The sequence below is a fragment of the Nakamurella lactea DSM 19367 genome, from assembly GCF_000426645.1.
GTDB lineage: Bacteria > Actinomycetota > Actinomycetes > Mycobacteriales > Nakamurellaceae > Nakamurella > Nakamurella lactea.
On record NZ_AUFT01000006.1, the window covers coordinates 140,110 to 162,969 of the forward strand.

34 protein-coding genes are annotated in these 22,860 nt (G+C 67.9%); 5 read left to right on the forward strand and 29 right to left on the reverse strand.

Annotated features, from left to right (window positions below; all coding sequences use genetic code 11):
* Positions 1 to 143 precede the first annotated feature (143 nt).
* Positions 144 to 1,751, forward strand: coding sequence for a DHA2 family efflux MFS transporter permease subunit (locus tag K340_RS0106345; RefSeq protein ID WP_029136098.1), 1,608 nt, complete (start codon positions 144 to 146; stop codon positions 1,749 to 1,751).
* A 140-nt stretch (positions 1,752 to 1,891) separates the two neighbouring features.
* Positions 1,892 to 2,326, forward strand: coding sequence for a CBS domain-containing protein (locus tag K340_RS0106350; RefSeq protein WP_029136099.1), 435 nt, complete (start codon positions 1,892 to 1,894; stop codon positions 2,324 to 2,326).
* 25 nt (positions 2,327 to 2,351) lie between these two features.
* On the opposite strand, the gene K340_RS0106355 is transcribed toward K340_RS0106350, so the two are convergent.
* The 17 genes from K340_RS0106355 to K340_RS0106435 all read right to left on the reverse strand — a co-directional run bounded on the left by K340_RS0106355 (position 2,352) and on the right by K340_RS0106435 (position 14,464).
* The gene (locus tag K340_RS0106355) at positions 2,352 to 3,371 is read right to left on the reverse strand and encodes a lysylphosphatidylglycerol synthase transmembrane domain-containing protein (protein WP_029136100.1); all 1,020 of its coding nucleotides are present in this window, start codon (positions 3,369 to 3,371) and stop codon (positions 2,352 to 2,354) included.
* Positions 3,368 to 4,477, reverse strand: coding sequence for a nitroreductase family protein (locus tag K340_RS0106360; RefSeq protein ID WP_029136101.1), 1,110 nt, complete (start codon positions 4,475 to 4,477; stop codon positions 3,368 to 3,370). The genes K340_RS0106355 and K340_RS0106360 overlap by 4 nt, the downstream gene beginning before the upstream one ends.
* 54 nt (positions 4,478 to 4,531) lie before the next feature.
* Positions 4,532 to 5,788, reverse strand: a complete 1,257-nt coding sequence (locus K340_RS0106365) for a polysaccharide pyruvyl transferase family protein (RefSeq protein WP_029136102.1) — start codon at positions 5,786 to 5,788, stop codon at positions 4,532 to 4,534.
* A gap of 124 nt (positions 5,789 to 5,912) precedes the next feature.
* Positions 5,913 to 6,761, reverse strand: a complete 849-nt coding sequence (gene map, locus K340_RS0106370) for a type I methionyl aminopeptidase (RefSeq protein WP_029136103.1) — start codon at positions 6,759 to 6,761, stop codon at positions 5,913 to 5,915.
* Entirely contained in the window at positions 6,754 to 7,341 is a 588-nt protein-coding gene (locus K340_RS27930) for an adenylate kinase (RefSeq protein WP_051265410.1), read from the reverse strand. Before K340_RS27930 ends, map begins: the two co-directional genes overlap by 8 nt.
* A gap of 14 nt (positions 7,342 to 7,355) precedes the next feature.
* A complete protein-coding gene (gene secY, locus K340_RS0106380; RefSeq protein WP_029136104.1) occupies positions 7,356 to 8,690 on the reverse strand; it encodes a preprotein translocase subunit SecY in 1,335 nt (444 codons plus the stop codon).
* Between the two features lie 221 nt (positions 8,691 to 8,911).
* A complete protein-coding gene (gene rplO / locus K340_RS0106385; RefSeq protein WP_029136105.1) occupies positions 8,912 to 9,355 on the reverse strand; it encodes a 50S ribosomal protein L15 in 444 nt (147 codons plus the stop codon).
* Between the two features lie 6 nt (positions 9,356 to 9,361).
* Entirely contained in the window at positions 9,362 to 9,589 is a 228-nt protein-coding gene (rpmD, locus tag K340_RS0106390) for a 50S ribosomal protein L30 (RefSeq protein WP_029136106.1), read from the reverse strand.
* A gap of 1 nt (position 9,590) precedes the next feature.
* Positions 9,591 to 10,223 (reverse strand): 30S ribosomal protein S5, encoded by a 633-nt coding sequence (gene rpsE, locus K340_RS0106395; RefSeq protein ID WP_029136107.1) that lies wholly within the window; start codon positions 10,221 to 10,223, stop codon positions 9,591 to 9,593.
* Positions 10,224 to 10,272: 49 nt separating this feature from the next.
* A complete protein-coding gene (gene rplR, locus K340_RS0106400; protein WP_029136108.1) occupies positions 10,273 to 10,641 on the reverse strand; it encodes a 50S ribosomal protein L18 in 369 nt (122 codons plus the stop codon).
* The gene (rplF, locus tag K340_RS0106405) at positions 10,641 to 11,177 is read right to left on the reverse strand and encodes a 50S ribosomal protein L6 (RefSeq protein ID WP_029136109.1); all 537 of its coding nucleotides are present in this window, start codon (positions 11,175 to 11,177) and stop codon (positions 10,641 to 10,643) included. The genes rplR and rplF overlap by 1 nt, the downstream gene beginning before the upstream one ends.
* A gap of 17 nt (positions 11,178 to 11,194) precedes the next feature.
* Entirely contained in the window at positions 11,195 to 11,593 is a 399-nt protein-coding gene (gene rpsH / locus K340_RS0106410; RefSeq protein ID WP_029136110.1) for a 30S ribosomal protein S8, read from the reverse strand.
* 135 nt (positions 11,594 to 11,728) lie between these two features.
* On the reverse strand, positions 11,729 to 11,914 hold the full coding sequence (locus K340_RS0106415) for a type Z 30S ribosomal protein S14 (RefSeq protein WP_029136111.1): 186 nt from the start codon (positions 11,912 to 11,914) through the stop codon (positions 11,729 to 11,731).
* 4 nt (positions 11,915 to 11,918) lie between these two features.
* Entirely contained in the window at positions 11,919 to 12,491 is a 573-nt protein-coding gene (gene rplE, locus K340_RS0106420) for a 50S ribosomal protein L5 (protein WP_029136112.1), read from the reverse strand.
* Complete coding sequence (rplX, locus tag K340_RS0106425) at positions 12,491 to 12,805, reverse strand: 50S ribosomal protein L24 (protein ID WP_029136113.1); 315 nt, start codon at positions 12,803 to 12,805, stop codon at positions 12,491 to 12,493. The genes rplE and rplX overlap by 1 nt, the downstream gene beginning before the upstream one ends.
* Before the next feature lie 5 nt (positions 12,806 to 12,810).
* Complete coding sequence (rplN, locus tag K340_RS0106430; RefSeq protein ID WP_029136114.1) at positions 12,811 to 13,179, reverse strand: 50S ribosomal protein L14; 369 nt, start codon at positions 13,177 to 13,179, stop codon at positions 12,811 to 12,813.
* Positions 13,180 to 13,507: 328 nt separating this feature from the next.
* Positions 13,508 to 14,464 carry a pseudouridine synthase gene (locus K340_RS0106435; protein ID WP_029136115.1) on the reverse strand — a complete coding sequence of 319 codons (957 nt, stop codon included), beginning with the start codon at positions 14,462 to 14,464 and terminating at the stop codon, positions 13,508 to 13,510.
* 76 nt (positions 14,465 to 14,540) lie between these two features.
* Between K340_RS0106435 and K340_RS0106440 the strand changes: the two genes are divergently transcribed.
* Genes K340_RS0106440 through K340_RS27935 form a run of 3 tightly spaced genes read left to right on the forward strand, consistent with a single transcriptional unit; the run spans position 14,541 to position 16,031 of the window.
* Positions 14,541 to 14,864: an ArsR/SmtB family transcription factor gene (locus K340_RS0106440; RefSeq protein ID WP_029136116.1), complete on the forward strand. Its 324-nt coding sequence runs from the start codon at positions 14,541 to 14,543 to the stop codon at positions 14,862 to 14,864.
* The gene (locus K340_RS0106445; RefSeq protein ID WP_029136117.1) at positions 14,861 to 15,292 is read left to right on the forward strand and encodes an SRPBCC family protein; all 432 of its coding nucleotides are present in this window, start codon (positions 14,861 to 14,863) and stop codon (positions 15,290 to 15,292) included. The genes K340_RS0106440 and K340_RS0106445 overlap by 4 nt, the downstream gene beginning before the upstream one ends.
* A 4-nt stretch (positions 15,293 to 15,296) precedes the next feature.
* Positions 15,297 to 16,031 (forward strand): DUF998 domain-containing protein, encoded by a 735-nt coding sequence (locus K340_RS27935; RefSeq protein WP_211229295.1) that lies wholly within the window; start codon positions 15,297 to 15,299, stop codon positions 16,029 to 16,031.
* Here K340_RS27935 and K340_RS33960 read toward each other — a convergent pair.
* The 12 genes from K340_RS33960 to rpsJ form a co-directional block, all read right to left on the reverse strand.
* Positions 16,012 to 16,656 carry a DUF1707 SHOCT-like domain-containing protein gene (locus tag K340_RS33960; protein WP_051265282.1) on the reverse strand — a complete coding sequence of 215 codons (645 nt, stop codon included), beginning with the start codon at positions 16,654 to 16,656 and terminating at the stop codon, positions 16,012 to 16,014. The two genes, K340_RS27935 and K340_RS33960, sit on opposite strands and share 20 nt — an antisense overlap.
* Before the next feature lie 122 nt (positions 16,657 to 16,778).
* Positions 16,779 to 17,087 carry a 30S ribosomal protein S17 gene (gene rpsQ / locus K340_RS0106460; RefSeq protein ID WP_037363064.1) on the reverse strand — a complete coding sequence of 103 codons (309 nt, stop codon included), beginning with the start codon at positions 17,085 to 17,087 and terminating at the stop codon, positions 16,779 to 16,781.
* Positions 17,084 to 17,392, reverse strand: coding sequence for a 50S ribosomal protein L29 (gene rpmC / locus K340_RS0106465; protein ID WP_084614114.1), 309 nt, complete (start codon positions 17,390 to 17,392; stop codon positions 17,084 to 17,086). Before rpmC ends, rpsQ begins: the two co-directional genes overlap by 4 nt.
* Entirely contained in the window at positions 17,392 to 17,811 is a 420-nt protein-coding gene (rplP, locus tag K340_RS0106470) for a 50S ribosomal protein L16 (protein ID WP_029136120.1), read from the reverse strand. Before rplP ends, rpmC begins: the two co-directional genes overlap by 1 nt.
* A 5-nt stretch (positions 17,812 to 17,816) precedes the next feature.
* Positions 17,817 to 18,653, reverse strand: coding sequence for a 30S ribosomal protein S3 (rpsC, locus tag K340_RS0106475; RefSeq protein WP_029136121.1), 837 nt, complete (start codon positions 18,651 to 18,653; stop codon positions 17,817 to 17,819).
* The gene (gene rplV, locus K340_RS0106480; protein WP_037363067.1) at positions 18,653 to 19,108 is read right to left on the reverse strand and encodes a 50S ribosomal protein L22; all 456 of its coding nucleotides are present in this window, start codon (positions 19,106 to 19,108) and stop codon (positions 18,653 to 18,655) included. The genes rpsC and rplV overlap by 1 nt, the downstream gene beginning before the upstream one ends.
* A gap of 44 nt (positions 19,109 to 19,152) precedes the next feature.
* Positions 19,153 to 19,434, reverse strand: coding sequence for a 30S ribosomal protein S19 (gene rpsS, locus K340_RS0106485; RefSeq protein ID WP_029136123.1), 282 nt, complete (start codon positions 19,432 to 19,434; stop codon positions 19,153 to 19,155).
* A 65-nt stretch (positions 19,435 to 19,499) separates the two neighbouring features.
* Entirely contained in the window at positions 19,500 to 20,339 is an 840-nt protein-coding gene (gene rplB, locus K340_RS0106490) for a 50S ribosomal protein L2 (protein ID WP_029136124.1), read from the reverse strand.
* 27 nt (positions 20,340 to 20,366) lie between these two features.
* A complete protein-coding gene (gene rplW / locus K340_RS0106495; protein WP_029136125.1) occupies positions 20,367 to 20,660 on the reverse strand; it encodes a 50S ribosomal protein L23 in 294 nt (97 codons plus the stop codon).
* The gene (rplD, locus tag K340_RS0106500; protein ID WP_051265284.1) at positions 20,657 to 21,670 is read right to left on the reverse strand and encodes a 50S ribosomal protein L4, sunset domain variant; all 1,014 of its coding nucleotides are present in this window, start codon (positions 21,668 to 21,670) and stop codon (positions 20,657 to 20,659) included. Before rplD ends, rplW begins: the two co-directional genes overlap by 4 nt.
* Positions 21,670 to 22,353: a 50S ribosomal protein L3 gene (gene rplC, locus K340_RS0106505; RefSeq protein WP_029136127.1), complete on the reverse strand. Its 684-nt coding sequence runs from the start codon at positions 22,351 to 22,353 to the stop codon at positions 21,670 to 21,672. The genes rplD and rplC overlap by 1 nt, the downstream gene beginning before the upstream one ends.
* An 85-nt stretch (positions 22,354 to 22,438) precedes the next feature.
* Complete coding sequence (gene rpsJ / locus K340_RS0106510) at positions 22,439 to 22,744, reverse strand: 30S ribosomal protein S10 (RefSeq protein WP_003938093.1); 306 nt, start codon at positions 22,742 to 22,744, stop codon at positions 22,439 to 22,441.
* Between the last annotated feature and the right edge of the window lie 116 nt (positions 22,745 to 22,860).

The following is a 22,860-nucleotide window of genomic DNA, read 5'->3' on the forward strand; positions in this document are numbered from 1 at the left end:
TCTCGGGCCACGCATCACGGTGCGCCCGCGATGGCGTCTGCCCGCACCACCTGACCCTTCGATCACTTCCCGCCGGATCCGGTCACATCGGATCGGCGCTACCCGTCACACCCACGACACCAAGAAACTGAGGAAGGACCGCCATGACGACGTCCGCACCACCAGATCTCGGCGGCACTCACGCCGCCGGTACATCGCAGCCCGACCAGGTCAAGAAGCGCGGCCTCGGCCTGGCACTGATCGTGATCGCCACCGCTCAACTGATGATCGTGCTGGACGGCACGATCGTGACCATCGCCCTGCCGCACATCCAGACGGACCTGGGCTTCTCGGACAACGGCCGGCAATGGGTGGTCACCGCCTACGGGCTGGCTTTCGGCAGCCTGCTGCTGCTCGGCGGCCGGCTCGGGGACCTGCTCGGGCGTCGACGCATGTTCGTCATCGGCGTGACGCTGTTCTGGGCAGCATCACTGTTGGGCGGAGTGGCGCCGAACCCCGGCGTCATGCTGCTCGCCCGGATTCTCCAGGGCGCCGGCGCGGCGATGGCAGCACCGGCGGCACTGGCGCTGATCAACACCACCTTCGCCGCCGGCAAGGAACGGAACCGGGCGATGGCGGTCTACGCCGTCATGTCCGGTGTCGGAGCCGCCGTCGGGCTCATTCTCGGTGGCGCGCTCACCGAGGTCGACTGGCGGTGGACGTTCTTCATCAACGTGCCGATCGGGTTGTTCATCGCGTTCGCCGCCCCGCGGGTGCTGAAGGAATCCGAGGGCAGCGACAGCAGCCTCGACCTGCCCGGCGCCGTCACCGGCACCCTCGGACTGTTCGGCATCGTCTACGGGTTGTCGCACGCGGCACAGCGGGACGCGACCGGTGCGCTCGCCGGCTGGGGGAACATCTGGACGCTGGTTCCACTGATCGGCGGCATCCTGGTCCTGATCGCTTTCGTCCTGATCGAGGCCAGGGTCCGGCATCCGCTGCTGCCACTGCGCATCCTGGCCGATCGGAACCGAGGCGTCAGCCTGTTCACCATGCTGCTCGTCGGCGCCGGGATGTTCGCGCTGTTCTTCTTCCTCGGGCTGTACGTGCAGCAGGTGATGGGCTACGCGCCGATCAAGGCGGGCATCGCGTTCCTGCCGTTCAGCGGCGGGCTCGTGGTGTCGGCCGGTATCGCCTCCAACCTGATCGCACGGGTGGATCCGCGCTGGATCGCGGGAGCGGGCGGGCTGCTGGCCGCCACCGGGCTGTGGGGCTTCACCCATCTGCACGCTGACAGCGGCTACGCCACCGGGCTGCTGCCGTGGATCATCGTGATGTCGCTCGGCATGGGTCTGCTGTTCATCCCGCTGACGCTCACCTCGACCGCGCGGATCGATCCGGCAGACTCCGGCGCCGCCGCATCGGCACTGAACACCGCCCAGCAGATCGGCGGCGCCGTCGGTATCGCCGCGCTGTCAACGGTCTTCGCGAACGCCGCGGCCAGCAAGACCCAGGACCTGCTGGCCGGCGTCATGGCCCAGATGCAGGCCCAGGGTCTTCCGTTGCCGACCGGCCCGGCCGCCCAGGCCGAGGCGATGAAGGCGTTCACGGCCCAGTACGGCGCGCAGATCCAGACCTTCGCCTCCACCCAGGGCTTCTGGGTGGCGGCCGGGATGATCCTGTTCGGCGGCATCGTCACCGTGCTGTTGCTGAACGTCAAGCACGAGGAGCTGGCTGCGGACGGCGACAAGGCAACCGTCCACATGGGCTGACGCCGCCGTCGGCGTTGAGCGGCAACAATCCGGGGCCGGTACCTGAATACTCAGGTACCGGCCTCGGCGCAGCGAGCGGACCGGCGACCAACCATCTAGTCTGGATGGACGGCCTGAGCAGCAACGATGCTGGAGGTGCCATGCGCGTCAAGAGCGTTCTGGACAACAAGGGGTCGACGGTGGCCACCATCGCGCCGACCGCAACCGTCGCCGAGCTGGTGGCGGCCCTCGCCGAGCACAAGATCGGCGCCTTGGTGGTGACCACCGACGGCACCGATGTGGCCGGCATCGTCAGCGAGCGGGACGTGGCGCGGGCACTGCACGCCCACGGCGCCGCGCTGCTGGAACAGCGGGTGGCCGACATCATGACCACCCCGGTCCGGACCTGCGGGCCGACCGATGAGATCCGCGAGCTGGCCAAGGTGATGACCGACGGCCGGTTCCGGCACCTACCGGTGGTCGCGAACGGTGCGTTGGCCGGCATCGTCACCATCGGGGACATCGTGAAGAGCCGGATCGACGAGCTCGAGACCGAGCAGCACCAACTCGTCGACTACATCTCCTCCACCCGCTGAGCAGCCGGCCGTCGGCGACGTCCGGTCAGGGCGCCAGCGGCGGCGGACGCCTGGTCAGTTGCCGGACCAGCACCGCCAGCAGGGCGCCCAGAACGTCACCGAGCACGAAGACCAGCCGGGACACGATCGCGGTCGCGGCCGCGGCGGGACCGCCGATCACCGGGGCGGCCAGTGCCACGAACATCGCCTCCCGCACACCGGCGCCACTGGGTACGAAGATCACCAGGAAGCCGCCGACCCAGGAGATGATGCCGGCGAAGACCACCGTGCCGATCGGGGCCGACGGGGCGAACGCCAGGGCGCAGACCCAGCAGGCGAGGCCGTTCACCAACCAACCGGGTGCGTGCCGGGCGACCAGCACGACAGAGGCTCCCCAACTCGGCACCTGCCGGTCGTCGGCGCCGCCGAACGCCTTCTCCGCCAACCGGAACAGCAGGCCGAGGACCTTCGGGTGCAGGGCGGCGAGGCCGATCGGGATCACCAGCAGGATCCACCAGATCGAGCCGACGGAGCCGCGGTCGGCCAGCGCGAACGGCAACAGGATGGCCGACACCAGTGCCCCGCAGATGTAGGTCGCTCCCATCGACAGGGCAACGCTGTTGTAGGCGGTGGACCTGGGCACGCCGCCGCGGGTGGCAAGCTCGGCGCGTCCCACCACCTGGACGATCCCGCCAGGGATGTACTTGCCCAGCATGCCGATCTGGTACCAGACGAACAGCTGACGGCGGCGGACGGTGGTGCCCAGCGCCGCCAGCACCGAGCGCCAGACCATGCCGAGCATCGTCATCCCGGTCAGCGCCAGCGGCACGGCCAGGATCAACCAGGCCCAGCGCGCGTTCGCCAGCAGCTCCTTCGACCGATTCCAGTCCCGGGCGAACTGGGCCCCGACGAACCACAGGCAGGCCAGCGCCAGCACCGTGCCGACCACTACGGACAACGCTGCGAGTTTGCGCCGGCGGCCACCGCGGCCGGTGCCGCCCACCGGCGCATCGGGCGAAGCCGCCGGCGGCATGTCCAGCGCCTCCGCGTCGGGCTGCTCGGTCACTTCTGGGGCAACTCGTTGAACCGGCGCAGCACGTCCAGCGACTTCTTGGTCGACGACGGGATGATGCCGTCCGGATCGGGATAGCCGATGGCGATCAACATGATCACCCGCTCGGCCGGACCGAGACCGAGCTTGCCGGCCATCGTCATCTCGAGTGGTTCGAAGTCCGGCCAGTTGATGACGCTGGAGGCCAACCCCAGGGTCTCCAGCGCATACATGAAGCCCATCGCGGACAACGCGGCGTCGATGTAGATGACGTGCCGGTCCCGCGGCGAGAAGTACGAGTCGAGATTGCCCTTGACCACGACCACGGTCGGGATCTGGTGGTAGTAGCCCCCGGACCCGCTCGGGATCGAGGCGACCTGCTTGACCATCTCGGGGTCGTCGAACACCAGGTACTCGTACGGCAGCCTGTTGCAGGCCGTGGGTGACTGGCGGCCGACCAACAGCGCCTTGTCGATCAAGTCCCTTGGCACCGGCTTGTCCTGGAACCAGCGCACCGACCGGCGCTGCATCGCCAACTGGAGCAGACCGTCGTAGCCGACCTCGCTGACCGCGCCGTCGCGGCGGGCGAACGGATGGACCGCACCGCCGGAATCGCCGTTGGCGACGATGTGCGGCGCGGCGGCAAATCGCTTGGCCGCCTTGGCCACCACCGGATCGGCGTTGTCGACGATCTCGAAGTAGTGGGAGAGCACGCCGTGTGCCCAGGCCAGCTCGTCGTTGTCGATCCCGGAGCCGCTGGTGGTGGCGGCCAGCCGTACCGCACTCTGGTAGAACTCGATCGTCTCGTCGATGTAGTCCTTGGCGAACACCGGCCGGCGGGGCCGCATGGACATGCCCTTCTCCAGGCGGTGCACGTTGCGGCGCAGTTCGACATGGGTCTGGCGGGCCCGCTGCAGGTTGCGGTAGTAGTCGCGGCGGCCGCGCAGCACGGCGAACTGTTCACGGTTGAAGGTGAGCAGTCCCGGAATCGAGAACAGTGTTGCCGTCACCCGGTTCGCCGCCCCGACCTCGAGCAGCCCGCGGGTGGTGCCCTCGTAGACCCGACGGATCCAGGTCACGGCCAGTAGCTGCTTCGCCAGCCGGATCAGGCGTTTGATCATTATCGTCCCCGTCTCGACCGGACGTCCGCGATGCACGCGGGCGCCTGGTTCCTGTTACCGATGCGCGGGCTGTCCCGCGCGCGCGAGCTCGTCGCTGAGCACGTCGAAATTCGTCATCGAAGCCGCCTGCGCGGCCGGCAGGTTCTGCTCGATCCGCTCGATCACCGCGTCCCGATCGGCCAGCACCTGCACGGTCCGGGCGACGATGGTGTCGGCATCGACAAGTTCGTCGTAGGTGATGGCCGACTCGGCCAGCTCGAACGGTGCGAGCACCTCGCCGTACTTGTGCGACCAGCCGATCACCAGCGGCGGCACCTTCTCGGTGAGTGCGGAGATCATCGCGTGGAAGCGGGAGGCGACGATCGCCTCCGACTCACCGATGATCGCGCGCAGCGTGGTCGGCATCAGTTCGTCATCGAAGAAGGTCAGGTTGCCGGGGTTGCGCACCAGTGCGGCGATGTCCCGGCACAACGGCAGATCGTTCATGTGCCCGACGCCCTTGTTCGCCTGGGCGGAGTGGGCGATCATCACCACCCGCAGTCCGGTGGCCTCGCCGACCCGATCGATGAAGTCGGCCATGATCTGCGGGTACGGGATGTCCTTGCCCTCGCAGTAGGTGGCGACCACCTGGCTGGGCGACAGGGTCAGGTAGGGACCGTCGCCCCTGGCGGCCAGATCCTTGCGGGCGGCCTCCCGGACGTCGTCCGGTACCTGCATGGTGAAGGCCATGTCACCGGCCGGCGTCACGTTCTTCAACCCCAGCGATCGCACGTACGACTCGGTCACCGAGCCGCGCGGGCACACCCGGGCCAGCCGCTTGAGGGTGAAGCCCGCCAGCAACCGGTTGACCCGGGTCTTGAACGGACCCATCGCCTGTGAGCACTTGACCACCGGCGTGCCCAGCAGCATCGGCACCCAGACCACCAACGCGTTGTAGACGATCACCACGAACCGCCGGCCGTCGACGAACGAGATGCCGGACAGATCGGCCACCAGATCGGCATCGTGCAGGGCCCGCAGACCGGCCGGCCGCAGCAGCCAGGTGTACGGCAGCTTCAGCCGGCGCAACAGCCCGGCGACCAGCGCCAGCGGAACGTGCGCCAGACCCATCTCGACCGGCGCCTGGGACACCACGGGCACGTCCAGACCGGCGGCCGCATAGGCCCGCCGGTCGGCGCCGGCATGGGTGGAAACGGCGACGATCCGCACCCCGTCGACCCGGGCGGGCAGATTGTCCAGCAGCGACTGCATCATCGAGGCGGCGCCCTTGTTCGCCGAATAGGCGGCACCGATGACGGCAACCTTGGTCACGACAGAATCCTTCCGGGGCGGTTGACGAGGGGACGCGCATCGACGCGCAGGCATGACCGCGCGGCGAGCAACCGGTCAGCGCCGTTCGGCGACGGCACCCGACGGCTCGGGGTGGGGCGCAGCGTCATCCGTCGAGATCCACCGGTTCGATGTCGAACGCCGCCAGCTCCGCGGCACCGCGATCCGGCGCCGTGAGCACCGAGACGCCGTCCGAGGTGATGGCGATCGAGTGCTCGACGTGCGCCGCCCGCGCCCCGTCCCTGGTGACCACGGTCCAGCCGTCGTCCAGTTCCTTGGTGGCCGGCCGGCCCAGCGTGAGCATCGGTTCGATGGCCAACGCCATGCCCGGCACCAGCTTCGCTCCGCGGCCCCGCTTGCCCTGGTTGGCGACGAACGGATCCATGTGCATCTCGGTGCCGATGCCATGCCCGCCGTAGCCGCTGACGGAGCCGTACCGGCGACCGTCGTCAGCCCCGGATTTGTTGACCGACTGCTCGATGGCGAACGAGACGTCGCCCAGCCTGCCGCCGGCCTTGGCGGCCGCGACCCCGGCCCACAGGGAACGCCAGGCCGCGTTGATCATGTCGACCTCGGCGGCGGCGGTCTCCGACTCGTCGGACGGCGCGCCGACGTGCACGGAGAACGCGGAGTCGGAGTGCCAGCCGTCCAGGATGCAGCCGGCGTCCACGCTGAGCAGGTCGCCGTCGGCCAGCACCCGGGCGGACGGGATGCCATGCACCACCTCGTCGTTCACCGAGGTGCAGATGGTCGCCGGATACCCGTGGTAACCCTTGAAGTTCGGCGTCGCGCCGGCCTCGGCGATGACCGCGGCGACCACGTCGTCGAGTTGCGCGGTCGTGACCCCCGGGGCGATCTGCGCGCGGACCGCATCCAGTGCCCTGGCCAACACCAGCCCGCTGGCCCGCATGGCCTGGAGCTCGCCGCGGGTCTTGAGTTGGATGCCGTCAGCCATCGGTACGGGCGGCGTTCCCTGGACTCTCGGAGCCGTTGAGGCCCAATGCCTTGATGATCCGGTCGTGAACCTCGTCGACAGTGCCGTAGCCGTCGATCTTCACGACTTTCTCGCCGTAGTACTCGACCAGCGGCAGGGTCTCCGCGTGGAAGATGTCCAGCCGGCGGCGAATCGCCTCGACCGTGTCGTCGGCCCGCCCGCGATCCAGCATCCGCTCGATCAGCACGTCGTCGGGGGCGGTCAGCAGGATGACCCGGTGGATCGGGGTGTGGTGATGGGCCAGCTCACCCGACAGCCAGTCGGCCTGCTGGGTGTTCCGGGGGAACCCGTCGAGCAGGAATCCCTTCGCCGCGTCCGGCTGGGACAACCGGTCGGCGACCATCCGCTGGGTGACCTCGTCGGGCACCAGTTGCCCGGCGTCCATGTAGCTCTTGGCCAACGTGCCGAGCTCGGTGCCGTCGGTGATGTTCGCCCGGAACAGGTCGCCGGTCGAGACGTGCGGGATGCCCAGTTCTGCGGTGAGCCGGGTCGCCTGCGTGCCCTTGCCCGCGCCCTGCGGACCGATGATCATCATCCGCATCGCCGCGCCGGCCGTCACCGCAAGAACCCTTCGTAGTTACGCTGCATCAGCTGCGACTCGATCTGCTTCATCGTGTCGAGCCCGACGCCGACCATGATCAGCACCGACACGCCGCCGAACGGGAAGTTCTGGTTGTTGCCGTCGCCGGTGATGGTGAGGAAGAAGTTCGGCAGGATGGCCACGATGCCCAGGTAGATCGAGCCGGGGAAGGTGATCCGGCTCAGCACGAACTGGAGATACTCGGCGGTCGGGCGGCCCGGGCGGATACCGGGGATGAAGCCGCCGTACTTCTTCAGATCGTCGGCCCGTTCGGTCGGGTTGAAGGTGATGCCGACGTAGAAGTAGGTGAAGAAGATGATCAGGGCGAAGTACACGATGATGTGCACCCAGCTGCCCTGGTCGACGATGTAGAAGCTGACCCACTGCTGCCAACCGCCGCCGGTGACCGCGCCGGTGTCGTCCAGCTGAGTGCCGACCAACTGCATGATCAGGTTCGGGATGTACAGCAGCGAGGTGGCGAAGATGACCGGGATGACGCCGGCCTGGTTGACCTTGAGCGGCAGGTAGGTCGAGGTGCCGCCGTACATCTTGCGGCCGACCATCCGCTTGGCGTACTGCACCGGGATCCGGCGCTGGGCCTGCTCGACGAACACCACGGTGACGATGATCGCCAGCGCCAGCACCAGGATCACCCCGAAGACGACGCCGCCCTGGGTAGCCAGGATGTTCTGTCCCTCGGGGACGATCCGGGCGGCGATCGAGGTGAAGATCAGGATGGACATGCCGTTGCCGATGCCGCGATCGGTGATCAGCTCACCCATCCACATGATGGCCGCGGTGCCGGCGGTCATCACCAGCACCATCACCACCAGCGAGAAGCCGCTCTGATCGACGATCTGATCGGCCCGGTCACAGCCCGCGAACAGCGTGCCGCTGCGCGCCATCGCGATGTACGCGGTGGACTGCAGCACGCCGAGACCGATCGTCAGGTAACGGGTGTACTGGGTGAGCTTGGCCTGACCGGCCTGGCCCTGCTTCTTCAACTGCTCGAACCGCGGGATGACGACACCCAGCAACTGGATGATGATCGATGCGGTGATGTAGGGCATGATGCCCAGCGCGAACACCGAGATGTGCAGCAGCGCCCCGCCGGAGAACAGGTTCAGCAGGCTGAGCAGATCATTGCTCTGGCCGCCGGTGGCCTCGCGGCAGTAGTTGACCGCCTTGTAGTCGACCCCGGGGCTCGGGACGGTGGCTCCGAGCCGGTAGATGGCGACCAGGCCCAGCGTGAAGAGGATCTTCTTGCGAAGATCCGGCGTCTTCATCGCCGAGACGAATGCTGAAAGCAACGTTCCTCCTGGTGGTGCCGCCACCCGCCGGGACCGGACCGTACCGAAGACGGAGGTGGCCCGGCGGCGCCCATTGAAGCTTGCGGCGAGATGTACCTGACATGGTGCGGTGTCCAACATAGTGCGGCGTTCGCGCGCACCGAGAATTGAGCCTAACGCACACATCCCCCTGGCCTGGTCGACAGAGCCGACCGTGCCCGGGGGATGCGCGCGACGGTGCCTTACAGGGTGGTCGCGCTGCCCCCGGCGGCGGCCAGCTTCTCGCCGGCCGTTCCGGAGAACTTGTGCGCGGTCACGTCGAGCTTCACCCCTGCGACGTCGCCGTCGCCGAGAACCTTGACCAGCTCGCCCTTGCGGACCGCGCCCGCTCCGACGAGTTCGTCGACGCCGACGGCTCCACCCTGCGGGAACAGGGTGGCGAGCTGGCCGACGTTGACCACCTGGTAGCTGGTGCGGAACGCGTTACGGAAGCCCTTGAGCTTCGGCAGCCGCATGTGCAGCGGCAGCTGGCCGCCCTCGAAGCTGGCCGGCACGTTCTTGCGTGCGCCGGTGCCCTTGGTACCGCGCCCGGCGGTCTTGCCCTTGGAACCCTCGCCGCGGCCGACCCGGGTCTTGGCCGTCTTGGCCCCGGGCGCCGGTCGAAGGTGATGAACCTTGATGGTCATTGTTCGTCAGTCCTTCTTCGCACTCGTGGCGCCGACTGCGCCTGCTTCGCTGCCGTCGATCGTCTCGACCGACAGCAGATGCGTGGCGGTCTTGAGGTATCCGCGGTTCACCGGGTTGTCCTCGACCACGACGGACTGGTGCATCCGCTTCAGGCCAAGCGAACGCACCGAGTCGCGGGCGCCCTTCTTGTTGCCGATGGTGGACCGGATCTGGGTCACCTTCAGTTGGGCCATCTCAGACTCCCTGGCCGGCGCGCGCCCGCAGCATGGCTGCCGGCGCGACGTCCTCGATCGGGAGGCCGCGGCGGGCCGCGACCTCTTCCGGGCGCTGCAGGCCCTTGAGGGCCGCAACGGTGGCGTGCACGATGTTGATCGGGTTGTCCGACCCCAGCGACTTGCTGAGGATGTCCTTGATCCCGGCACACTCCAGCACGGCACGCACCGGGCCACCGGCGATGACGCCGGTACCGGGGCTGGCCGGACGGAGCAGCACGACGCCGGCAGCGGCCTCGCCCTGGATCGCGTGCGGAATGGTGCCGGCGATGCGGGGCACCGAGAACATGTGCTTCTTGGCCTCTTCGACGCCCTTGGCGATGGCGGCCGGGATTTCCTTGGCCTTGCCGTAGCCGACGCCGACCTTGCCGTCGCCGTCGCCGACGACCACCAGAGCGGTGAAGGAGAACCGACGACCACCCTGGACGACCTTGGACACCCGGTTGGTGGTCACGATGCGCTCGAGGAACGGATTCTTCTCGGGCGCGGCGTCGCGCCGCTGATCGCGGCCGCCGCGGCCGCGCCGCTCGCCGCCACGGTCGCCGCCGGTGCGCTCGTTACCCCGGTCGTTGGTACGCCGTTCGGGTCCGGGCATCAGATGTCCCTCTCGATCTTGTTGACGTTCTGCTTGCTGGAGATGTTCATCAGAACTCCAGCCCGGCGCCGCGGGCGCCATCGGCCAGGGCCGCGATCCGGCCGTGGTACTTGTCGCCTGAGCGATCGAAGACGACGGCGTCGACACCGGCGGCCTTGGCGCGCTCGGCGATCAGTTCGCCGACCTTGCGGGCCTTGGCGGTCTTGTCGCCGTCACCGGCGCGGAAGTCCGCCTCCAGGGTGGAGGCGGCAGCCAGGGTGCGGCCGACCGAGTCGTCCACGACCTGCACGCCGATGTGGCGCGAGGACCGGGTGACGACCAGACGGGGACGCTCGGCGGAGCCGACGACCTTCTTGCGCAGCCGGAAGTGGCGGCGGGTGCGGGCAACCGCACGCTTCTGGGAGATATTGGCAGCCATTACTTACCCGTCTTTCCGACCTTGCGGCGGACGATTTCGCCGGCGTACCGCACGCCCTTGCCCTTGTACGGGTCGGGCTTGCGCAGCTTGCGGATGTTGGCGGCGACCTCGCCGACCAACTGCTTGTCGATGCCCTCGACGCGGAACTTGATCGGGGACTCGACGACGAAGGTGATGCCCTCGGGGGCCACCACCGGAACCGGGTGCGAGTAGCCGAGCGCGAACTCCAGGTCGCGACCCTTGGCCTGCACGCGGTAACCGACGCCGACGATCTCGAGGGCCTTGCTGTATCCCTCGGTGACGCCGACGACCATGTTGTTGACCAGGCTGCGGGTCAGGCCGTGCCGGGCACGGGACTCGCGCTCGTCGTCCGGCCGGGTGACGGACAGCACGCCGTCATCCTTGGACACGCTGATGGGCTCGACGACGGTGAGCTGCAGAGAACCCTTGGGGCCCTTGACTGTCACGTGCGAGCCGTCGATGTTCACGTCGACCCCTGATGGGACGGGGATCGGCTGTTTTCCGATTCGCGACATGTGTGATGGTCCTTCGATTACCAGACGTAGGCGAGGACTTCCCCGCCCACCTTCTGTCGGGCGGCCTGACGGTCGGTCAGCAGGCCGGTGGAGGTGGAGATGATGGCGATACCGAGACCGCCGAGCACCTTGGGCAGATCCGTGGACCGCGCATAGACGCGCAGACCCGGCTTGGACACCCGACGGACGCCGGCGATGGAACGCTCACGGTTCGGGCCGTACTTCAGGTTCACCACGAGGGACTTGCCGACGGTGGCGTCGGCGGTGGTCCAGTTCGCGATGTAGCCCTCTTTGACGAGGATGTCGGCGATGTGTCCCTTCAGCTTCGAGAAGGGCATCACGACCTCGTCGTGGTACGCCGAGTTCGCGTTCCTGATGCGGGTCAGGAAGTCCGCGATCGGATCGGTCATGGTCATGGCAGATGGTGCCTTTCTCGCCTGGTTCCCGGAGTGTTTCCGGGCCTGTGACGAATCAGTGGGGGTGTTCGCGGGTGCTGTCATGGTTATCGGCGACCGACAACCGCACTGGGACCCGCGAACCTCGGATGTGGACTACCAGGACGACTTGGTGACGCCGGGCAACTCGCCGGCGTGTGCCATCTCGCGCAGACAGATCCGGCACAGGCCGAACTTGCGGTACACCGAATGCGGGCGGCCGCAGCGATTGCATCGGGTGTAGCCGCGCACCTTGAACTTCGGCTTGCGCTTGGACTTGTTGATCAGAGCGGTCTTCGCCATCGGCTCAGTTCTCCTTGAAGGGGAAGCCCAGGAGCTTCAGCAGCGCCCGGCCCTCGTCGTCGGTGGTCGCCGTGGTGACCACGGTGATGTCCATGCCCCGCGGGCGATCGATCTTGTCGATGTCGATCTCGTGGAACATCGACTGCTCGTTCAATCCGAAGGTGTAGTTGCCGTTGCCGTCGAACTGCTTGGCCGACAGACCACGGAAGTCACGGATACGCGGCAGCGCGATGGTCAGCAGCCGGTCCAGGAACTCCCACATCCGGTCGTTGCGCAGGGTGACCTTGGCGCCGATCGGCATGCCCTCGCGCAGTTTGAACTGGGCGATGGACTTGCGGGCCTTCTTCACCTCCGGCTTCTGACCGGTGATGGTGGCCAGATCGCGGACAGCGCCCTCGATCAGCTTGGCGTCGCGGGCAGCCTCGCCGACACCCATGTTGACCACGATCTTGACCAGACCGGGGATCTGCATGACGTTCGGGTAGTTGAACTGCTCGAGCATCGCCGGCTTGATCTCGTCGGCGTAGCGGGTCTTCAGCCGCGGACTCGTCGTCGCTGAGTTTTCTACGGTCGTCATCACAGGTCCTTGCCGGAACGACGCGACACGCGGACGCGACGCCCTTCGTCATCGGTGCGCTTGCCGACGCGGGTCGCCTTGTTGTCGCCGTCCACGACCATCACGTTGGAGATGTGGATCGACGCTTCCTGGGTGACGATGCCGCCGGACTTCGCGCCACGCTGGGTGGTCGACACCTTGGTGTGCTTCTTGATCCGGTTGACGCCCTCGACCAGCACCCGCTCGGTCTCCGGGTAGGCCTGGATGACCTTGCCCTTGGCGCCCTTGTCCTTGCCGGCGATGACCAGAACGGTGTCGCCCTTGCGAACCTTCATACCCATCACAGCACCTCCGGTGCGAGCGAAATGATCTTCATGTAGCGCTTGTCCCTGAGCTCGCGACCGACCGGCCCGAAGATGCGGGTGCCGCGCGGATCGCCGTCGTCCTTGATCAGGACCGCGGCGTTCTCGTCGAAGCGGATGTACGAACCGTCCGGACGACGACGCTCCTTGACGGTGCGGACGATGACGGCCTTGACGACGTCACCCTTCTTCACCCCGGCGCCCGGGATGGCGTCCTTGACGGTGGCGACGATCTTGTCGCCGATGCCCGCATACCGGCGGCCTGAGCCACCGAGCACGCGGATACACAGGATCTCCTTGGCGCCGGTGTTGTCGGCGACCCGGAGACGCGACTCTTGCTGAATCACAGCAGTCGTTCCTTGTCCTTGTTTCCGCTGGTTCTGCCCCGTCCGACGCCCCTACCTTGTGCCGACACGCGAAAAGACAAGAGGAAGTACGGGCATCCGACGCAACGCCGGACCCGCCTTTTCGCTCTTGCCTGTGGCATGTGCCGTGGGCCGGCGGTATCGGGCGAACCGATCCCCGCATCCCGTGCAGGTGGAGAGAAAGACCAACAGTGTCCTGACGGGATTTCCGACCCCGCCAGACCAGATGGCGCACCTGTGCTCGCGCACGGGTGGCCGAATACCGAGTCTACGCAGTCCGGAGCCCGATCCCCAAATCGTGGCGGAGCCACTACTGCCCGGTGCGGCGTCCTGGTCGTTCGTGTGCTGAATCCAGCCGGCGCCTCGAGACGAACCGGCGGTCGGTGCCGTCGATCGGGTCGGTGAAGCTCAGCGACTCGGCCAGCAGCTGCAGCGGCGTGGAGAAGTCGTCCCGGCCGGTGTCGGTGAGTTCGGGATAGAGCTGGTCGTTCACGATCGGGATCCCGAGCAACAACAGGTGCAGGCGGATCTGGTGGGTGCGACCGGTGTGCGGGGTGATCCGGTAGAGGCCCAGCGCCGGCCCGGCTTGCGACCCGATCGCTGGCACCGGCTCGATCAGCTCCACCAGCGATTCCGAGTTCGGCGGCAGGTCGACCCGCTGGTGGGCCTGGATGACACCACGCTCCTTGACGATGTTGCTGCGCACCACGACGGGCAGCACCAGGTCGTCGCGGATCGGCGCCAGTGCCAGATAGGTCTTGTGCGCCAGCCGATCCCGGAACACATTCTGGTAGCTGCCGCGCCACCTGCGACCGGTGGTGAACATCAGCACACCGGCAGTGGCCCGGTCCAGCCGATGCGCCGGCGCCAACTCCGGCAGCCCGAGTTGTTCACGGACCTTCACCAACACGGTCTGCCGGATGTGCTGCCCGCGCGGGATGGTGGCCAGGAAGTGCGGCTTGTCGACCACCACGATCCGCTCGTCGGCGTGCAGGATGCCGATCTCGAACGGCACCTGCGGCTCGTCCGGCAGGTCGCGATGGAACCAGATCCGCTGCCCGGCGACGAACGGGGCGTCCAGACCGAGCGGGACACCGTCGTCATCGACGTAGCCGCCGGATCGCAGCACGTCGTCGATCCGCTCGTCGTCGACCCTGCTCAGTCGATCGTGCAGGTGCTCGCGCAGGGTCGCCCACGGGCCTTCGGCCGGCATCCGGATCCGGGCGGCGTCCAGTCCGAATCGTTGCGGCAACGGGGATCCGGACACCGGCTCAGCGTAGGCGCAGGACCGACCGGTCCAGCCCCGCTTGCCAACGGGCGGCACATCGGCAATACTTCGCCAAATGGTGAAGTATGACGACGGGCTGGACGGCGCAGCGACGGCGTTGGCGCATCGCGGCCGGCGGCAGATCATCAGCCGACTGGGTGCCGGTAGCGCCACCAGCAGCGAACTGGCCGAGTTGCTGGACATCGGGCTCCCGGCTCTGCACAAGCACCTGGACCTGCTGCGCCGGGCCAGCCTGATCGAGTCGTCGAAGACCGGGCGGACCGTCAGCCATGTCCTGCGCCCTGCCGGTCTTGACCAACTGGCCGACTGGCTACTCACCCGAAAGTCGTTCTGGAGCAACCAGTTCGATGCCCTCGCCGACCATCTGGAGACGTCGTGAACCCGATTCAGCTGACCATGACCCGGACCTTCAACGCCACCGCCGAGCAGCTCTGGCGAGCCTGGACCACCGAGGACGGGCTGGCTACCTGGTGGTGGCACACCTGGCCCGACACCCGTTATCAGGTCGACGCGACGGTTGGCGGCAGCTACCGGATCGACGCGGCCGACCACGGCATCGGCGTCCGCGGCGTCTTCCTCGAGCTGACGCCGCCGCAACGGCTGGTGTTCAGCTGGATCTGGATCGAGGACGGCGCCGAGGGTGAGAGCGAACGCGTCGCGGTGACCTTTACCCCTGATGGTGACGGCACCCGGATCGACCTGCTGCACACCGGTCCCTGGACCTCGGCCGAACCGGTCGACGCCTACCGGCAGGGTTGGGACTTCGTCCTCGACGCGCTCGAGCACACCACCGACTCCGTAATGTGAAGCGATGACGGACATCCGCCAGGCCACTGACCACGTCGGTGCCGCCGGACATCCGCCCGTGTGCGGGCTGACGAAGGTACTCGGCTGGGCGGGAGTCGCCGGCGGAGTTCTGGCTGCCGTCGCCGTCCTGACCCTCGACCTGGTGATCGGTGGTCGGCCGCTGCGCGGTAAGCCGATGCGCCTGCAGACGATCTCTGAGTACGTCTACTCCCCCGGCAGCTGGGCATTCAACACCGCCATTGTGGCGCTGGCCGCCGGCTCGGCCGCGCTGTTGATCGGGCTGGTCCGGCGGCGTCTGGTCCGACCCATCTCCCCGGGGTCGATCCTGTTGACGCTCTGGGGGATCGGTCTGCTCGGCATCGTGGCCTTCCCGAAACACAACTGGGCGGTCGGCCCGAGCGGCACCGGGACGACCCATCGGGTGGCCAGCCTCATCGCCTTCGTCGCGCTCCCGGTCGGGGTGCTGCTCGCCGCCGGGTGGCGGCGGAACTCGACGGCCGCCAGGGCGGCGTCAGCCCTGGCCGTCGGCGCCCTGTGCTGCCTGTCCGTGCTGCTCGGCGCGATTGTGGTGGCGGCGGTCAGCGGCGGTGCCTGGTGGCAATTGATCCCGCTCGGGGTGGTGGAACGCGGCATCGCCGGCTTCGAAGTGGCGGCCGTCATCGCGCTGGGATGTTGGCTGATCGGCTCTGCGGACCCCGATCGGGACCGGGGCGGGATCGTCAGACCCGGTACACCTTGACCGAGCCGATCGCGGTGTCGATGTGCAGCCGCAGCACCGGACCGGGTCCGCGCGGGGTGTCCTCCTCGATCGTCCTGGTGCCGACCGAGGTGGTGCCGTCGACCAGCACCCGAACACCGGTCGGGATCCACACCTTCACGGCACCGAGCACGGTCTCGACGTGCAGGTTGACGTCTTGGGCCGCGATCTCGGCGCCGCGCAGGTCGAGCTTCACCGGCCCGACGGTGACCTTCAGCGAGGTGTCGCGGTCCAGCCGCCAGCGGCCGCTGCGCTTGATCGCACCGATCGGGGTGACCTGCTGGACCGCGACGGCGTTGCCGACGACCGGCAGCCGGACCGCCGGAACCGTCGTCGGGGCAACCGACCCGATCCCGGCCGGGAGATCGGCCAGCAGCGGCTCCAGTTCGCCGCGGGTCCGGCTGGCGTAGGCCCGCCCGGCCCGGTCACTGAACTCGGCCAACGTCAGCCGACCCTCGCCGGCGGCCTCGCCGAGCAGGTTCGCCACCCGCTCGCGTTCGGCATCGGAGGCCAGCAGCGCCGACGATTCGTTCGCACGCACACTGAGCGCTGATCGTTCGTTCTCAGGCTCACCGGTCGGCAACGCGTCAGGGTTCCACTCGTCCATGCCCGACAGGGTAGGACGGACACCACCGGTTCCGCGCCGAATAACCTCCGGACGCAGCAACCCCCGAGGCCGCAGGGGCTTCGGGGGCTGCTGCCCGGCGATCGAGGTCGCCGGTGAACTGCTTACTTGGCCTTCTCCAGGACCTCGACCAGCCGCCAACGCTTGGTGGCGGACAGCGGCCGGGTCTCGGCGAGCCGGACGCGGTCGCCGATGCCGGCGATCTCCTGCTCGTCGTGCACCTTCACCTTGCTGGTGCGACGGATGACCTTGGCGTAGCGCGGGTGCTTGACCCGGTCCTCGAGCTCGACCACGATCGTCTTCGACATCTTGTCGGAGACGACGTAGCCCTCGCGGACCTTGCGCTCGCCGCGCTTGTCGGCGTCAGTCACGGTCTCGACCGTGGGAACGCTGTCGTTCTCGGGTGTGCTCATGCGGCACCTTCCTCACCGGGGAACTGATCCGGACCCACCGACAGCCCGAGCTCGCGCTCGCGCATCACGGTGTAGACCCGGGCGATATCGTGCCGCACGGTGCGCAGCCGACGGTTGTTGTCCATCTGGCCGGTGGCCATCTGGAACCGGAGGTTGAACAGCTCCTCCTTGGCCTCCGACAGCCTGGCAGCCAACTCCTCGCTGCCCAGCTCGCGCAGCTCGTCGGCCGCCGACTTGGTGTCGTGCTTCGGCGTTGTCTTCGCGGCATCCTTCGCCGCGCTCTTTTCCTCGGACTTCTTGGCCATCAGTTCTCACCACCCTCACGGGTCACGATGCGGCACTTCATCGGCAACTTGTGGATCGCACGGCGCAGTGCCTCGCGGGCGATGGCCTCGGTCGGGTAGCTCATCTCAAAGATGACCCGGCCGGGCTTGATGTTGGCAACCCACCACTCGGGCGAACCCTTGCCGGAACCCATCCGGACCTCGGCGGGCTTCTTGGTGAGCGGGCGGTCCGGGAACACATTGATCCAGACCTTGCCGCCACGCTTGATGTGCCGGTTGATGGCGATACGAGCGGACTCGATCTGCCGGTTGGTGACGTACGCCGGCTCCAGCGCCTGGATGCCGAAGTCGCCGAAGGTCACCTGGGTGCCGCCGGAGGCCATCCCGGTACGGTGCGGCCGGTGCTGCTTGCGGTGCTTGACCCTGCGGGGGATCAACATGTTCGTCAGACCTCCGTTGCTGTACTGGCCGGGGCGTCGGACCCGGCCGGGGCCTGATCCGCGGCGCGACCGGCGTCCGTCGAGGTCGGGGTGGTGCCGGAGGCACCGCCGCGACGACGCGGCCGATCGTCGCGACCGCGGCCGGCACCGGCGCCCGCGCCGGCACCGGCGCGCTGGGCAGCGGCCGCCTCGGCGGCCTTCTGCTCGGCGAGAGTGCCGGACTTGTCGCCCTTGTAGATCCAGACCTTCACGCCGATCCGGCCGAAGGTGGTCTTGGCCTCGAAGAAGCCGTAGTCGATGTCCGCCCGCAGGGTGTGCAGTGGCACCCGGCCCTCGCGGTAGAACTCGCTGCGGCTCATCTCGGCGCCGCCGAGGCGACCGGAGCACTGGATCCGGATGCCCTTGACCGCGCCGCTGCGCTGCGCCGACTGCATCGACTTGCGCATGGCGCGACGGAACGACACCCGGTTGGACAGCTGCTCGGCGACGCCCTGGGCGACCAGCTGGGCATTCGACTCGGGGTTGCGCACCTCGAGGATGTTCAGCTGGACCTGCTTGCCGGTCAGCTTCTCCAGCTGGCCGCGCAGGCGATCGGCCTCGGCGCCGCGGCGCCCGATGACGATGCCCGGACGGGCGGTGTGGATGTCGACCCTGACCCGGTCACGGGTGCGCTCGATCTCCACGTTCGCGATGCCGGCCCGATCCATGCCCGTTGACATGATCTTGCGGATCGCGACATCCTCCGCCACGTACTCGGCGTAGGCCTTGTCGGCATACCAGCGGGAGTTCCAGTCGGTGGTGATACCGAGACGGAACCCGTGCGGGTTGATCTTCTGACCCACTAGCGGGTCCTCCCCTTCGCACTCGACTGACCGCGGTTACGGCCGGACCTAGCTGAACGAGAACGGGCCGCGCTTGCGGCGTTCTCAACTTCGACAACCTCGATGGTGATGTGGCAGGTGCGCTTGCGGATCCGGAACGCCCGGCCCTGGGCCCGCGGCTGGAACCGCTTGAGGGTGGCGCCCTCGTCGGCGTACGCCGTCTCGATGACGAGCGCTTCCGGGTTGAGGCCCTGGTTGTTCTCCGCGTTGGCGGCCGCCGAGGCGATCACCTTGGCAACCGGCTCAGCGGCGGCCTGCGGGGAGAACTTCAGGATCGCCAACGCGTCGGCGACCGAACGACCGCGGACCAGGTCGATGACCCGGCGCGCCTTCATCGGCGTCATGCGCACGTGCCGCGCCTGAGCCCTGGCGCGCGGCAGCTCAGCTGCCGCTGTGTTGCCAGCCTTGGGATTCATGGGTGTGCTCTTCTCTCAGTTTCGCAATGACTCGGGCGGTGCGATCAGACGCGCCGGGCGCGACGGTCGTCCTTGATGTGGCCCTTGAACGTGCGGGTGGGAGCGAACTCCCCCAGCTTGTGGCCGACCATCGACTCGGTGACGAACACCGGGACGTGCTTGCGACCGTCGTGCACGGCGATCGTGTGCCCGAGCATGTCGGGGATGATCGTCGAGCGGCGGGACCAGGTCTTGATGACGGCCTTGGAACCCTTGTCGTTGGCGACATCCACCTTCTTGAGCAGGTGGTCGTCGATGAACGGACCCTTTTTCAGACTGCGTGGCATCTGTGGCTTCCTTCCTGCTCAGTTCTCGATGGTGGTGACGGCCCGGTTGGCCGACGTGTTGTTCGTCATCGCTTCTTACCGCCCTTACGGCGACGGCGGACGATGAGCTTGTCGCTCGCCTTGTTCGGCCGGCGGGTGCGGCCCTCGGGCTTGCCGCCAGGGTTGACCGGGTGACGGCCACCGGAGGTCTTGCCCTCACCACCGCCGTGCGGGTGATCGACCGGGTTCATCGCGACACCGCGGACGGACGGGCGCTTGCCCTTCCAGCGCATCCGGCCGGCCTTGCCCCAGTTGATGTTGGCGTGCTCGGAGTTGCCGACCTCGCCGATGGTGGCGCGGCAGCGCACGTCGACGTTGCGGATCTCGCCGGACGGCATCCGCAGCTGGGCGTACGGACCGTCCTTGGCGACCAGCTGCACCTTGACGCCGGCGCTGCGGGCGATCTTGGCGCCGCCGCCGGGGCGGAGCTCGATCGCGTGGATCACCGTACCGACCGGGATGTTGCGCAGCGGCAGGTTGTTGCCCGGCTTGATGTCGGCCGCGGGGCCGGTCTCGATCGGGTCGCCCTGACGCAGCCGGTTCGGCGCGATGATGTAGCGCTTCTCGCCGTCCGCGAAGTGCAGCAGCGCGATCCGCGCGGTGCGATTCGGGTCGTATTCGATGTGCGCGACCTTGGCCGGCACGCCGTCCTTGTCGGCCCGACGGAAGTCGATGATCCGGTACGCCCGCTTGTGACCGCCGCCCTGATGCCGGGCGGTGACCCGGCCGTGGACGTTGCGGCCGCCCTTGGAGTGGACCGGCGCGATGAGCGACTTCTCCGGGGTCTCGCGGGTGATCTCGGCGAAATCGCTCACCGAAGAACCGCGACGACCCGGGGTGGTCGGCTTGTATTTACGGATACCCATGTCTGTGCCTTATTCCCTTACCCGGTCTCAGGCGCCCGTGAAGATTTCGATCGGCTTGCTGTCGGCCGACAGCGTGACGATCGCGCGCTTGGAGGACTTGCGCTGGCCGTAGCCGAAGCGGGTGCGCTTGCGCTTGCCCTGTCGGTTGATCGTGTTCACCGAAATGACGGTGACGTCGAAGATCTGCTGGATGGCGATCTTGATCTGCGTCTTGTTCGCGGCCGGGTGCACCTCGAAGGTGTAGCGCCCGGTCTCCAGCAGTCCGTAGCTCTTCTCCGAGACAACGGGCCGCAGGATGATGTCGCGCGGGTTGGCGGTCACTGGTCGGACTCCTCGGTGGTCTCTGCGTCGGCGTTCTCGGCAGCCTCGTCGTCGGCCTTGCGCTGGCTCGGCGGGAGCAGGAAGCCGGCGGCCTCGGCGGCCTCGGCGGTGCGGAACCAGACCTCGGCGACGGTCGCGTTGTAGAACCGGCTGCCGGGGACGTGGTACAGCATCGAGTCGGCGTTGCCCTTGATCGGGAACCCGTCCGGCTCGCTGCCGTCGGCCAGCGGTGCGTGGCTGTCCGGACCGAAGTCCTTGGCCTCGCCCGCATCCGCGACAGCCTCGACCAGCTTGGCCGGCTTGGCCTGCTTCTTCTTCGCGGCACTGACGGCCGGCTTGCGCTCGGCGGCAACGTCCTCGGCCGGGGTCTCGACCGACTTGCCGGGCTTGGCGAAGGCCAGGAACTCGTCCAGCGCGGTCTTGGTGAAGACCACATCGTCGGAGACCAGCACGTCGTAGGTGTTGAGCTGATCGGAGCTGATCAGGTGCACCTGCTCGGCATTGCGCAGCGACTTCCAGCCGGCCTCGTCCTCGCGGGCGACGACCACCAGGATGTTCTTCGCGGTGGAAACCGACGCCAGGGCGGCGATCGCCGTCTTGGTGGACGGGGTGTCGCCGTCGACCAGTGAGGACAGCACGTGCACGTTGCCGGAGCGGGCCCGATCGGACAGCGCGCCACGCAGTGCGGCGGCTTTCATCTTCTTCGGGGTGCGCTGGCTGTAGCCGTGCGGCACCGGTCCGTGGCTGATGCCACCGCCGACGAACTGCGGCGAACGGGTCGAGCCCTGACGGGCCCGGCCGGTGCCCTTCTGCCGGTACGGCTTGGCGCCGCCACCGCTGACCTGCGAGCGGGTCTTGGTGCTGTGGGTGCCCTGGCGAGCGGCGGCCAACTGGGCCACCACCACCTGGTGCATCAGCGGGACGTTCGACTGGACGTCGAAAATCTCGCCGGGCAGCTCGACGCTGCCGTCGGCCTTACCGGCCGGGGTGGTGATATCGACGGTGGTCATCAGGCGTCAACCTTCCCGCCCGCGGCAATGCCTGCAGCGGAGCTCTTGACGGCGGTCTTGATCATCACGAGACCGCCCTTGGGGCCGGGAACGGCACCCTTGATCAGCAGCAGACCCTTGTCGGCGTCGACCGCGTGCACAGTGAGGCTCTGGGTGGTGACGGTGACGTTGCCCATCCGTCCGGCCATCCGCAGGCCCTTGAAGACCCGGCCGGGGGTGGAGCAGCCACCGATGGAGCCGGGAGCGCGGTGCTTGCGGTGCACACCGTGACCGCTCGACAGGCCCTTGAATCCGTGGCGCTTCATGACACCGGCGGTGCCCTTGCCCTTGGAGGTACCGGTGATGTCGACCTCGGCGCCGGCGTCGAAGACCTGCTCGGCGGTGAGCTCCTGGCCCACCTCGTAGCCGCTGACGTCCTCGGTGCGGAGCTCGACCAGGTGCCGACGAGGCGTCAGACCGGCCTTGTTGTAGTGCCCGGCAACGGGCTTGGTGACCTTGCGCGGGTCGATCGCGCCGAACGCGAACTGGACAGCGCTGTAACCGTCGGTCTCGACGGTGCGGACCGCGGTGACGACGACCGGGCCGGCGGCGACGACGGTGACCGGGACGACCCGGTTCGCGTCGTCGAAGACCTGCGTCATCCCGAGCTTGTGGCCCAGGATGCCCTTCAATGTGTTAGCCATGGTGTTGAAAAGCCCATCTCCTCTGGACGTGCACCGGACGTAGCGGTCCGTTCGCACTCGAGGGGTCGTGAGTACGAAGGAATCCCTACTGGATGTTGACGTCCACGGACGCCGGCAGGTCGATGCGCATCAGCGCGTCCACCGTCTTCGGCGTCGGGTCGAGGATGTCGATCAGGCGCTTGTGGGTGCGCATCTCGAAGTGCTCGCGCGAGTCCTTGTACTTGTGCGGCGAGCGGATCACGCAGTACACGTTCTTCTCGGTGGGCAACGGGACCGGGCCGACGACCCTGGCGCCGGTCCGGGTCACAGTCTCGACGATCTTGCGCGCGGAGGCGTCGATCGCTTCGTGGTCATAGGCCTTGAGCCTGATGCGGATCTTCTGTCCCGCCACGCTTGCCGTCCTTCATGTCGTCTGTCGGTGTGCCGGCCGGTGGCCGGACACTGATGTCCCTGCACTGCACTGCGCCTGTCCTGCACCGGGCGTTGGCGAACAGGGCACGGCCATGA

What these genes read in the sequence shown, in the direction of transcription:
- K340_RS0106345 (WP_029136098.1), top strand. Translation starts at nt 144, where the DNA reads ATGACGACGTCCGCACCACCAGATCTCGGCGGCACTCACGCCGCCGGT.
- rplE (WP_029136112.1), bottom strand. Translation starts at nt 12,491, where the DNA reads ATGACGACCGTAGAAAACTCAGCGACGACGAGTCCGCGGCTGAAGACC.
- rpsQ (WP_037363064.1), bottom strand. Translation starts at nt 17,087, where the DNA reads ATGAGCACACCCGAGAACGACAGCGTTCCCACGGTCGAGACCGTGACT.
- K340_RS0106350 (WP_029136099.1), top strand. Translation starts at nt 1,892, where the DNA reads ATGCGCGTCAAGAGCGTTCTGGACAACAAGGGGTCGACGGTGGCCACC.
- K340_RS27930 (WP_051265410.1), bottom strand. Translation starts at nt 7,341, where the DNA reads ATGCGGATGATGATCATCGGTCCGCAGGGCGCGGGCAAGGGCACGCAG.
- K340_RS27935 (WP_211229295.1), top strand. Translation starts at nt 15,297, where the DNA reads ATGACGGACATCCGCCAGGCCACTGACCACGTCGGTGCCGCCGGACAT.
- rplF (WP_029136109.1), bottom strand. Translation starts at nt 11,177, where the DNA reads ATGTCGCGAATCGGAAAACAGCCGATCCCCGTCCCATCAGGGGTCGAC.
- rpmD (WP_029136106.1), bottom strand. Translation starts at nt 9,589, where the DNA reads ATGGCCCAACTGAAGGTGACCCAGATCCGGTCCACCATCGGCAACAAG.
- rplO (WP_029136105.1), bottom strand. Translation starts at nt 9,355, where the DNA reads ATGACCATCAAGGTTCATCACCTTCGACCGGCGCCCGGGGCCAAGACG.
- K340_RS0106440 (WP_029136116.1), top strand. Translation starts at nt 14,541, where the DNA reads ATGGTGAAGTATGACGACGGGCTGGACGGCGCAGCGACGGCGTTGGCG.
- rpmC (WP_084614114.1), bottom strand. Translation starts at nt 17,392, where the DNA reads ATGGCCAAGAAGTCCGAGGAAAAGAGCGCGGCGAAGGATGCCGCGAAG.
- K340_RS33960 (WP_051265282.1), bottom strand. Translation starts at nt 16,656, where the DNA reads ATGGACGAGTGGAACCCTGACGCGTTGCCGACCGGTGAGCCTGAGAAC.
- rplR (WP_029136108.1), bottom strand. Translation starts at nt 10,641, where the DNA reads ATGGCTGCCAATATCTCCCAGAAGCGTGCGGTTGCCCGCACCCGCCGC.
- rplC (WP_029136127.1), bottom strand. Translation starts at nt 22,353, where the DNA reads ATGGCTAACACATTGAAGGGCATCCTGGGCCACAAGCTCGGGATGACG.
- rplV (WP_037363067.1), bottom strand. Translation starts at nt 19,108, where the DNA reads ATGAATCCCAAGGCTGGCAACACAGCGGCAGCTGAGCTGCCGCGCGCC.
- K340_RS0106415 (WP_029136111.1), bottom strand. Translation starts at nt 11,914, where the DNA reads ATGGCGAAGACCGCTCTGATCAACAAGTCCAAGCGCAAGCCGAAGTTC.
- map (WP_029136103.1), bottom strand. Translation starts at nt 6,761, where the DNA reads ATGGCTGACGGCATCCAACTCAAGACCCGCGGCGAGCTCCAGGCCATG.
- rpsH (WP_029136110.1), bottom strand. Translation starts at nt 11,593, where the DNA reads ATGACCATGACCGATCCGATCGCGGACTTCCTGACCCGCATCAGGAAC.
- rplX (WP_029136113.1), bottom strand. Translation starts at nt 12,805, where the DNA reads ATGAAGGTTCGCAAGGGCGACACCGTTCTGGTCATCGCCGGCAAGGAC.
- rpsS (WP_029136123.1), bottom strand. Translation starts at nt 19,434, where the DNA reads ATGCCACGCAGTCTGAAAAAGGGTCCGTTCATCGACGACCACCTGCTC.
- K340_RS0106360 (WP_029136101.1), bottom strand. Translation starts at nt 4,477, where the DNA reads ATGATCAAACGCCTGATCCGGCTGGCGAAGCAGCTACTGGCCGTGACC.
- rplP (WP_029136120.1), bottom strand. Translation starts at nt 17,811, where the DNA reads ATGTTGATCCCCCGCAGGGTCAAGCACCGCAAGCAGCACCGGCCGCAC.
- rplB (WP_029136124.1), bottom strand. Translation starts at nt 20,339, where the DNA reads ATGGGTATCCGTAAATACAAGCCGACCACCCCGGGTCGTCGCGGTTCT.
- rpsE (WP_029136107.1), bottom strand. Translation starts at nt 10,223, where the DNA reads ATGCCCGGACCCGAACGGCGTACCAACGACCGGGGTAACGAGCGCACC.
- rplD (WP_051265284.1), bottom strand. Translation starts at nt 21,670, where the DNA reads ATGACCACCGTCGATATCACCACCCCGGCCGGTAAGGCCGACGGCAGC.